Below are 8,736 nucleotides of genomic sequence, written 5' to 3'. Positions count from 1 at the left end.
AGTACGTGTTCGCGGCGATCGAGGCGGGCTGCGCGGCCGTCCGCGTCAACCCCGGCAACATCAAGCAGTTCGACGACAAGGTCAAGGAGATCGCGAAGGCGGCGCGCGATCACGGCACGCCGATCCGTATCGGGGTCAACGCGGGCTCGCTTGACCGCCGCCTGCTGCAGAAGTACGGCAAGGCGACCCCGGAGGCTCTGGTGGAGAGCGCCCTGTGGGAGGCGTCCCTCTTCGAGGAGCACGACTTCCGGGACATCAAGATCTCCGTCAAGCACAACGACCCGGTCGTCATGATCGAGGCGTACAAGCAGCTCGCCGCCCAGTGCGACTACCCCCTCCACCTCGGTGTGACGGAGGCGGGCCCGGCGTTCCAGGGCACCATCAAGTCGGCCGTCGCCTTCGGCGCCCTCCTCTCCCAGGGCATCGGCGACACCATCCGCGTCTCCCTCTCGGCCCCGCCGGTCGAGGAGGTCAAGGTCGGCAACCAGATCCTGGAGTCGCTGAACCTCAAGCAGCGGGGCCTGGAGATCGTGTCCTGCCCGTCCTGCGGCCGCGCCCAGGTCGACGTCTACAAGCTGGCCGAGGAGGTCACGGCGGGCCTGACCGGCATGGACGTCCCGCTCCGCGTCGCCGTCATGGGCTGCGTGGTCAACGGCCCCGGCGAGGCCCGTGAGGCCGACCTCGGTGTCGCCTCCGGCAACGGCAAGGGCCAGATCTTCGTCAAGGGCGAGGTCATCAAGACCGTCCCCGAGTCCAAGATCGTGGAGACCCTCATCGAGGAGGCCATGAAGCTGGCCGAGCAGATGCAGGACGCGGGCGTGGAGTCGGGCGAGCCGTCGGTGTCGGTGGCGGGCTGAGAGGGGGGCCTCGAACGCCGGTTCAGGGAATTTCAGCCTGTCCGGCGTTTGAGGACGAGGCCGTTCAGGCCGATGGGGGTCCGGGGGCGCAGCCCCCAGGGACGGCCACCACGACACCGGGCGCCTCACAGGCAACCGGCACCGGAACGCGGCTCGGCACGGCTCAGCTTCCGCAGGTACAGTGCGGAGATCAGCAGACCCCAGTGTGAGGCCCCGCCCGTGTTGACCCAGACGACCTCCCGGGTCCTCGAACCGAGCGACCTGGACGCCGCGCTCGCCATTCTGGACCGCGAGCCGGTCGCGAACGCCTTCGTGACGTCGAGGGTCCAGGTCGCCGGCCTCGACCCGTGGCGGCTCGGCGGCGAGATGTGGGGCTGGTACGAGGACGGCATGCTGACGTCCCTCTGCTACGCCGGTGCCAACCTCGTCCCGATCTGCGCGACCCCCCGAGCCGTCCGCGCCTTCGCCGACCGGGCGCGCAGGGCCGGGCGCCGCTGCTCCTCCATCGTCGGCCCCGCCGAACCCACCGCACAGCTGTGGCGGCTGCTGGAACCCAGCTGGGGCCCGGCCCGGGACGTCCGCGCCCACCAGCCCCTCATGGTCACCGACCGCATGCCCACCGACGTCGCCCCGGATCCGTACGTCCGCCGCATCCGCAAGGACGAGATGGAGACGATCATGCCGGCGTGCGTGGCGATGTTCACCGAGGAGGTGGGCGTCTCCCCGCTGGCCGGCGACGGCGGCCTCCTCTACCAGGCCCGCGTCGCCGAACTGGTCGGCGCCGGACGCTCCTTCGCCCGCCTCGACGAACACGGCAAGGTCGTCTTCAAGGCGGAGATCGGCGCCGCGACGGACCGGGCCTGCCAGATCCAGGGCGTGTGGGTGGCCCCCGAGTACCGGGGCAGGGGAGTGGCCGCGCCCGGGATGGCCGCGGTGCTGCGCTACGCCCTCGCGGACGTCGCCCCGGTGGTCAGCCTGTACGTCAACGACTTCAACACGGCGGCGAGAAGGACGTACACGAGGGTGGGCTTCCAGGAGGTGGGCGCGTTCATGAGCGTCCTCTTCTGACGTCGGCTGCCTGTACGCTCCCCGCATGGACCTCGTCATCGGCCCCCTGGACCTGTCCGCCCACGTGGACGAGGCCCTCGCGGTCCAGGCCGTCGCCTTCGGCCTCGGTGCCGACGAGGTGGCGGTGCGCCGCCAGATCGTGCTGCGCCACATGACCTACCCGGGTGCCAGAGCTCTCGGCGCGACGGTCGGGGGCGACCTCGTGGGTTTCGTGTACGGCATGCCCAACGACCGTACCCACTGGTGGTCCACCGTCGTGGAGCCCTACCTCCGCGCCCGGCACAACGAGGTCTGGCTCGACGACTCCTTCGTCATCACCGAGCTGCACGTCCACCCGCACCACCAGAACCGCGGCATCGGACGCACCCTGATCACCACGATCACCGACAGCGCCACCGAGCCCCGTTCGATCCTCTCCGCGATCGACACCGACAGCCCGGCCCGCGGCCTGTACCACTCCCTCGGCTACCAGGACCTCGCCCGCCAGGTCCTCTTCCCGAGCGCCCCGAAGCCGTACGCCGTGATGGGTGCCCCGCTGCCGCTGCGCCGCCGCTGACCGATTTCCACCGGCACAGCGTGCCCGGCTAACCTCCTGGGGGGTGCCCGACACCCATCACCGTTTCCCCGGCAGGAGTACGAGAATCATGGCCAACGCACCGGTCCAGCGCATGTCCCAGTTGATGGCGAAGACGCTGCGCGACGACCCGGCGGACGCCGAGGTCCTCAGCCACAAGCTGCTCGTGCGGGCCGGGTACGTGCGCCGGACCGCCGCCGGTATCTGGTCCTGGCTGCCGCTGGGCAAGAAGGTGCTGGCCAACGTCGAGCGGATCGTCCGCGAGGAGATGGACGCGATCGGCGCCCAGGAGGTGCTGCTGCCCGCCCTGCTGCCGCGCGAGCCCTACGAGGCCACCGGCCGCTGGGAGGAGTACGGCGCGGAGCTGTTCCGGCTCCAGGACCGCAAGGGCGGCGACTACCTGCTCGGACCGACCCACGAGGAGATCTTCACCCTGCTGGTGAAGCACCAGGCGTCCTCCTACAAGGACCTGCCGGTCATCCTCTACCAGATCCAGCACAAGTACCGTGACGAGGCCCGCCCGCGGGCCGGCATCCTGCGCGGCCGCGAGTTCCTGATGAAGGACTCGTACTCCTTCGACACCGAGGACGAGGGCCTGGCCCGGTCCTACGCCCTGCACCGCCAGGCCTACCAGAAGGTCTTCGAGCGCCTCGGCCTCGACTACCGCATCTGCGCCGCGACCGCGGGTGCGATGGGCGGCTCCAAGTCGGAGGAGTTCCTGGCCCCGGCCGAGGCCGGCGAGGACACCTTCGCGGATTGCCCGAACTGCGACTTCGCGGCCAACACCGAGGCGATCACGTATGAGTTGAAGCCGGTGGACGGTGCCTCCGTCCCGGCGCTCGAGGAGATCCCGACCCCGGACACCCCGACCATCGAGACCCTCGCCGCGCACCTGGGCGTCGAGGCCTCCGCGACCCTGAAGAACCTCCTCGTGAAGGTCGACGGCGAGATCGTGGCCGTGGGCGTTCCCGGCGACCGCGAGGTCGACCTGGACAAGGTCGAGGCGCACTTCGCGCCCGCCGTCGTGGAGCTGGTGACGGCGGAGGACTTCACCGGCCGCCCCGACCTCGTGCGCGGCTACGTCGGTCCGCAGGGCCGCCAGGAGAAGCTGAAGTACGTCGCCGACCCGCGCGTGGCCCCCGGCACCGCCTGGATCACCGGCGCCAACAAGGAGCACACGCACGCGAAGAACGTCGTCGCGGGCCGTGACTTCGAGGTCGACGAGTACGTCGACGTCGTGGTCGTCCAGGAGGGCGACCCGTGCCCGAAGTGCGGCACCGGCCTCAAGCTGGACCGCGCCATCGAGATCGGCCACATCTTCCAGCTCGGCCGCAAGTACGCCGACGCCCTCAAGCTCGACGTCCTCGGCCAGAACGGCAAGCCGGTCCGCGTCACCATGGGTTCCTACGGCATCGGCGTCTCCCGCGCGGTCGCCGCGCTCGCCGAGCAGAGCGCCGACGACAAGGGCCTGTGCTGGCCGGCCGAGGTCGCCCCGGCCGACGTGCACGTCGTCGCCGCCGGCAAGGCCCTCCAGATCGAACTGGCCCTCGACGTCTCGGAGAAACTGCGCGCCGCCGGTCTGCGGGTCCTGGTCGACGACCGCGCCGGTGTCTCGCCGGGTGTGAAGTTCACGGACTCCGAGCTCATCGGCGTACCGAAGATCCTGGTCGCGGGCCGGCGTTCCGCCGAGGGGGTCCTGGAGCTCAAGGACCGCCGCACCGGTGAGCGCGAGGAGCTGACGGTGGACGAGGCGATCGCCCGCCTGTCCGCCTAGGGGCAGACCGGCGCAGGGTGGGGCGGCGTGCGCGGGCGCCGCCTCACAGCCACCCGGCGAACTCCAGCAGCAGTTCGGCGTCCCGGGGCCGCCCGACCCGCAGGGCCCGCACTCCCGACTCCACGGCCCGGAACAGCGTCCACCCGCGCAGCCGTTCCTGGTCGACCTCCAGCGACTCCGCGAGCCGCTTGATCCGCCGGCGGGTCGTCGCCGCCCCCGAGGGCGAGGCGATCAGGTCCTCCACCCGGTCCCGCACCAGCCGGGCGAGATCGAACGCGCACTCGCCGACCACGGGGTCGGGACCCACGGCCAGCCACGGGGACCGGGTGCCCGCGAGCACCTTGCTCTGCCGGAACGTGCCGTGCAGCAGCCGCTCCTCCGGCGGCGCGGCCAGCAACGCCTCGCGCGCGTCGAGAGCCGCGCCGACCAGCCCCGCCGCCTCCGCGGAAGCGCCCCGCATGGCCGCGGCCTGCCGTCCGGTGCGTTCGGCCACCGTCTCGAAGACATGGGCGTCGTCGTCGCGGGGAGGCTCCACCCACAGCCGCCGCAGGGTCCCGGCCGCCTCCAGCAGCGCCTTCGCCTCCGGCAGCGACCGCACGGAGACGTCGGGGTGCAGCCGTTCGAGCAGCAGCACGCCCTCCGCGACGAAGGGTTCCAGAAGTTGTACGGCCCCCCGCCCGTCCCAGTGGGCGAGAGCCGCCCGCTCGCTCTCCGGACGGGCCCGGGGCGGGGCCAGCTTGAGCACGGCCGGTGTCCCGTCGGGGCGCCGCACGAGTACGACGAGGCTGCTGCGGCCGCCGGGCACCTGGACCCGCTCCACGGTCAACTCGCGCTGTGCGACGGCCTGTCCGGCGGTGCCGGGCAGTTGGTCCACCCAGTCGTCGGAGTCCGGCACGCTCTCGCCGAGCGCCCGCACCAGCCGCTGCGGTGGTTCGAAAGCCATGCGCGAGTCGTTCCCTTCCAGTGCCGCGTTACGCCGTGGGAGCCGTCGAGGAGACCGAGGTCGGGGTGGCGGACGGATCCGTGGTGGCCCGCTCGGCGAGCCCAGGGAAGGCTACGCTCTCGCCTCGCCAGCGCACGGCCCGCACCGCGGCCTCCCGCAGCGCCTCGGCGGCCCTGCTCCGCCACTCGCCCCCGGTTGCCCGGACCACGTCGGAGTACACCCCGGCCACCCGGTCCTCCAGGCCGGCGGCGAGCCGTACGGCCGCGGCCGGGTCCGGCACCGGGAAGGGCAGCGCGTACGCCGCCGCCGCGGGCACCGGCGTCCCCTTCAGGCCGCGCACCGCGCGCACGAGGGCGTCCCGGCGGGCCCGGTGGGCGTCGTAGGCGGCCCTGGCCTCCGCGCGCCGGCCCTCGTCGACGCGGCCGCCGACGACGCCGTAGCCGTAGACGGCGGCGTGTTCGGCGGCCAGCGCCTTCTGGAGGGCCTCCAGCTCCTGCTTCTCGCTCATCGGGCACTCTCCGTCAGCAGGTAGGCGTGCGCGGCGCCGGCCGCCGCCACCGAGGCCAGCAGCCGTGCCAGCTCGCCCGGCACCTCCAGCAGAGCCTTGGCCCGCCGGTCGGCGAGCTCGCGCTCGGCGGCGGCGAGCTGGGCGAGGGCGTCCTTCTCGGCGGAGGGCACGACGGCCGACGGCGAGGGGGCGGGCGTGGACGTCGCACTGCGGGACGCACTGGGGGTGGAGCCCGCCGTGACCGCCTCGCCGAACGCCTCCGCGTGCCGTACGGCCTCCGCGCGCAAGGGCCCCAGCCGCTCCGCGAGCGCCGGATGCGCGGCCAGGACGGCGTCGTACCGCTCGGCGATCGCCCGGCTGTCCCGGGCCGCGCGCACCCGGATCCGCTCGACGACGGACGGACTGCCCGCGGTGCCCTCCTCGCCACTACCGGTCCCGTCGGAGCACCCCACGAGGAGGGCGCCCCCGGCGACCGAGGCGAGCAGGGATCTTCTCCGCGGCCCCGCGGGGACGCGCGACAGAGGCGGGTACGGCACGGCAGACGTCCTCAGGAAGCTCGTACGAACACACGGGCGGGAGGTCGGGCCCGCCGGCGATCACGGTACCCGCGCATCCGCGGTCACCTGGACGGCAACACCCCCCGCGACCGGATACCCTTTCACCAGACACGCGACCTACCCACAACAGCACACGCGGCCGAGGAGTCACCCGGATGAGCACCACCCAGAGCGAGAGGCTGCGAGAGCTCCTGGAACCGCTCGTCACCGACCAGGGCCTGGATCTCGAAGAGATCGCGGTGGACTCCGTAGGGCGAAAGCGGGTGCTGCGCGTGGTCGTCGACTCGGACACCGGAGCCGACCTGGACCAGATCGCCGATGTGAGCCGCGTGCTCTCGGCGAAGCTCGACGAGACCGACGCGATGGGTGCGGGGGAGTACACCCTGGAGGTCGGCACCCCCGGCGCGGAACGCCTCCTCAAGGAACACCGGCACTACGAGCGCGCCGTGGACCGGCTGGTGAAGTTCCAGCTCACCGAGGGCGGCGAGCTGGTCGCCAGGATCCTGGAGGTCGACGACGAGGGTCTCGACGTCGAGGTGCCCGGGGTGAAGGGCCGCAGGGCCACCGCCCGCAGACTCGCCTTCTCCGACTTCGACAAGGCGCGCGTGCAGGTCGAGTTCAGCCGCAAGGACAAGAAGGAAGAGGAGGCGTAGCCGTGGACATCGACATGAGTGCCCTGCGGGGCTTGGTACGGGAGAAGGAGATCTCCTTCGACCTGTTGGTCGAGGCGATCGAGTCGGCCCTCCTCATCGCCTACCACCGCACCGAGGGAAGCCACCGCCACGCGCGCGTGAAGCTCGACCGGGACTCCGGACACGTGGTCGTGTGGGCGAAGGAGGACCCCGAGGAGCTCGAAGAGGGCCAGGAGCCCCGGGAGTTCGACGACACCCCGTCCGACTTCGGCCGTATCGCCGCCACCACCGCCAAGCAGGTCATCCTGCAGCGGCTGCGCGACGCCGAGGACGACGCGACGCTCGGCGAGTACGCGGGGCGCGAGGGCGACATCGTCATGGGCGTGGTCCAGCAGGGCCGCGACCCGAAGAACGTGCTCGTGGACATCGGCAAGCTGGAGGCCATCCTGCCGGTGCAGGAGCAGGTGCCCGGCGAGACCTATCCGCACGGTATGCGGCTGAGGTCGTACGTCGTACGGGTGGCGCGGGGTGTGCGCGGTCCGTCCGTCACCCTGTCGCGCACGCACCCCAATCTGGTGAAGAAGCTCTTCGCCCTGGAGGTGCCGGAGATCGCCGACGGCTCCGTCGAGATCGCCGCGATCGCCCGCGAGGCCGGCCACCGCACCAAGATCGCCGTACGGTCCACCCGTTCGGGCCTGAACGCCAAGGGTGCCTGTATCGGTCCCATGGGCGGCCGTGTGCGCAATGTCATGGGCGAGCTCAATGGTGAGAAGATCGACATCGTCGACTGGTCGGACGACCCGGCGGAGATGGTGGCGAACGCCCTCTCGCCGGCCCGCGTCTCCAAGGTCGAGGTCGTGGACATGGCCGCCCGCTCCGCGCGGGTGACCGTCCCCGACTACCAGCTCTCCCTCGCCATCGGCAAGGAAGGGCAGAACGCCCGGCTCGCGGCCCGGCTCACCGGATGGCGGATCGACATCCGTCCGGACACCGAGCAGGCGGCCGAGTAGCGCCGCGGAACGGCGCCGGGGAATAGATCCAAGCCGCAGGTGGCTTAGATCACGACAACAACCGTTCGATCGCTGCCCCCAAGGGGTGAGGTCGGTACGGGGAGGTAGACTTAAGAGTGTCTGGCCGGACGCACGCCCGCGCATGCCCTGAACGCACCTGTGTGGGATGCAGGCAGCGAGCGGCCAAGACCGATCTGCTGCGCATCGTGGCGATCAAGGACGCATGCGTCCCTGATCCTCGCGGTACGCTGCCCGGCCGGGGTGCGTACATCCACCCCGCCCTGGTCTGTCTCGACCAGGCGGTACGCCGCCGGGTGTTCACGCGGGCGTTGCGCGCCCCGGGAGCACTCGACACAAAGGCGTTGCGCCAGTACGTCGAGCAGACAGACAGTTGCTGAGCAGGCAACACCGTAAGAAGCGTCGCGCGGAACCCCCGTGCGGCCCAGGTACCCCGCGAGTTGGAAGTAGGTCGAGATTGCGATGAGCACTCGATGAGCACGCGATGAGTACGCCCATGAAGTAGCGACGGTCCGGACGCAACCCGGACCTAAAAGGAGCGAAGTGGCTAAGGTCCGGGTATACGAACTCGCCAAGGAGTTCGGCGTGGAGAGCAAGGTCGTCATGGCCAAGCTCCAAGAACTCGGTGAATTCGTCCGTTCGGCGTCTTCGACGATCGAAGCGCCTGTCGTCCGCAAACTGACGGACGCCCTCCAGCAGGGCAACGGCGGCAAGTCCGCCCCCGCACGCAAGGCTGCCCCGGCCAGGCCGGCAGCCCCCTCCCCGGCGCAGGCTGCCCGTCCGGCCGCCCCGCGC

At 71.5% G+C, this 8,736-nt stretch carries 11 protein-coding genes; 8 read left to right on the top strand and 3 right to left on the bottom strand.

Annotation, left to right across the window (positions count from 1 at the left end; all coding sequences use genetic code 11):
* The 4 genes from ispG to EHS43_RS29300 all read left to right on the top strand — a co-directional run.
* The coding region (gene ispG / locus EHS43_RS29315; RefSeq protein WP_125193739.1) for a flavodoxin-dependent (E)-4-hydroxy-3-methylbut-2-enyl-diphosphate synthase at positions 1-857 on the top strand (857 nt) is incomplete at its 5' end.
* Positions 858-1,076: 219 nt separating this feature from the next.
* Positions 1,077-1,925: a GNAT family N-acetyltransferase gene (locus EHS43_RS29310; RefSeq protein ID WP_125193738.1), complete on the top strand. Its 849-nt coding sequence runs from the start codon at positions 1,077-1,079 to the stop codon at positions 1,923-1,925.
* Positions 1,926-1,950: 25 nt separating this feature from the next.
* Positions 1,951-2,481, top strand: a complete 531-nt coding sequence (locus EHS43_RS29305) for a GNAT family N-acetyltransferase (RefSeq protein WP_125193737.1) — start codon at positions 1,951-1,953, stop codon at positions 2,479-2,481.
* An 88-nt stretch (positions 2,482-2,569) separates the two neighbouring features.
* Entirely contained in the window at positions 2,570-4,273 is a 1,704-nt protein-coding gene (locus tag EHS43_RS29300; protein ID WP_125193736.1) for a proline--tRNA ligase, read from the top strand.
* Between the two features lie 43 nt (positions 4,274-4,316).
* On the opposite strand, the gene EHS43_RS29295 is transcribed toward EHS43_RS29300, so the two are convergent.
* From EHS43_RS29295 to EHS43_RS29285, 3 genes are read right to left on the bottom strand one after another with little or no spacing between them, the layout of a single operon-like run.
* Entirely contained in the window at positions 4,317-5,216 is a 900-nt protein-coding gene (locus EHS43_RS29295; protein WP_125193735.1) for an aminoglycoside phosphotransferase family protein, read from the bottom strand.
* Between the two features lie 28 nt (positions 5,217-5,244).
* Complete coding sequence (locus EHS43_RS29290; protein ID WP_125193734.1) at positions 5,245-5,724, bottom strand: ferritin-like domain-containing protein; 480 nt, start codon at positions 5,722-5,724, stop codon at positions 5,245-5,247.
* Positions 5,721-6,260 (bottom strand): hypothetical protein, encoded by a 540-nt coding sequence (locus tag EHS43_RS29285; RefSeq protein ID WP_125193733.1) that lies wholly within the window; start codon positions 6,258-6,260, stop codon positions 5,721-5,723. Before EHS43_RS29285 ends, EHS43_RS29290 begins: the two co-directional genes overlap by 4 nt.
* A 176-nt stretch (positions 6,261-6,436) precedes the next feature.
* Between EHS43_RS29285 and rimP the strand changes: the two genes are divergently transcribed.
* From rimP to EHS43_RS29265, 4 genes are all read left to right on the top strand, one after another.
* Entirely contained in the window at positions 6,437-6,934 is a 498-nt protein-coding gene (rimP, locus tag EHS43_RS29280; protein WP_125193732.1) for a ribosome maturation factor RimP, read from the top strand.
* Positions 6,935-6,936: 2 nt separating this feature from the next.
* Positions 6,937-7,923, top strand: coding sequence for a transcription termination factor NusA (gene nusA, locus EHS43_RS29275; protein ID WP_125193731.1), 987 nt, complete (start codon positions 6,937-6,939; stop codon positions 7,921-7,923).
* Positions 7,924-8,039: 116 nt separating this feature from the next.
* The gene (locus EHS43_RS29270; protein WP_125193730.1) at positions 8,040-8,321 is read left to right on the top strand and encodes a YlxR family protein; all 282 of its coding nucleotides are present in this window, start codon (positions 8,040-8,042) and stop codon (positions 8,319-8,321) included.
* A gap of 163 nt (positions 8,322-8,484) precedes the next feature.
* A partial coding sequence (locus EHS43_RS29265; protein ID WP_148104113.1) for a translation initiation factor IF-2 N-terminal domain-containing protein occupies positions 8,485-8,736 on the top strand: 252 nt, incomplete at its 3' end.

Origin of the sequence: Streptomyces sp. RP5T (assembly GCF_003933965.1) — a bacterium.
Taxonomy (GTDB): domain Bacteria; phylum Actinomycetota; class Actinomycetes; order Streptomycetales; family Streptomycetaceae; genus Streptomyces.
The sequence above is the reverse complement of the archived record's forward strand: the minus strand, read 5'-3'. Positions and strand labels throughout refer to the sequence as shown.

Bases quoted from the DNA above. Each gene is read 5' to 3' on its own strand.
- EHS43_RS29290 (WP_125193734.1), bottom strand. From the start codon at position 5,724: ATGAGCGAGAAGCAGGAGCTGGAGGCCCTCCAGAAGGCGCTGGCCGCC.
- EHS43_RS29300 (WP_125193736.1), top strand. From the start codon at position 2,570: ATGGCCAACGCACCGGTCCAGCGCATGTCCCAGTTGATGGCGAAGACG.
- EHS43_RS29305 (WP_125193737.1), top strand. From the start codon at position 1,951: ATGGACCTCGTCATCGGCCCCCTGGACCTGTCCGCCCACGTGGACGAG.
- EHS43_RS29295 (WP_125193735.1), bottom strand. From the start codon at position 5,216: ATGGCTTTCGAACCACCGCAGCGGCTGGTGCGGGCGCTCGGCGAGAGC.
- rimP (WP_125193732.1), top strand. From the start codon at position 6,437: ATGAGCACCACCCAGAGCGAGAGGCTGCGAGAGCTCCTGGAACCGCTC.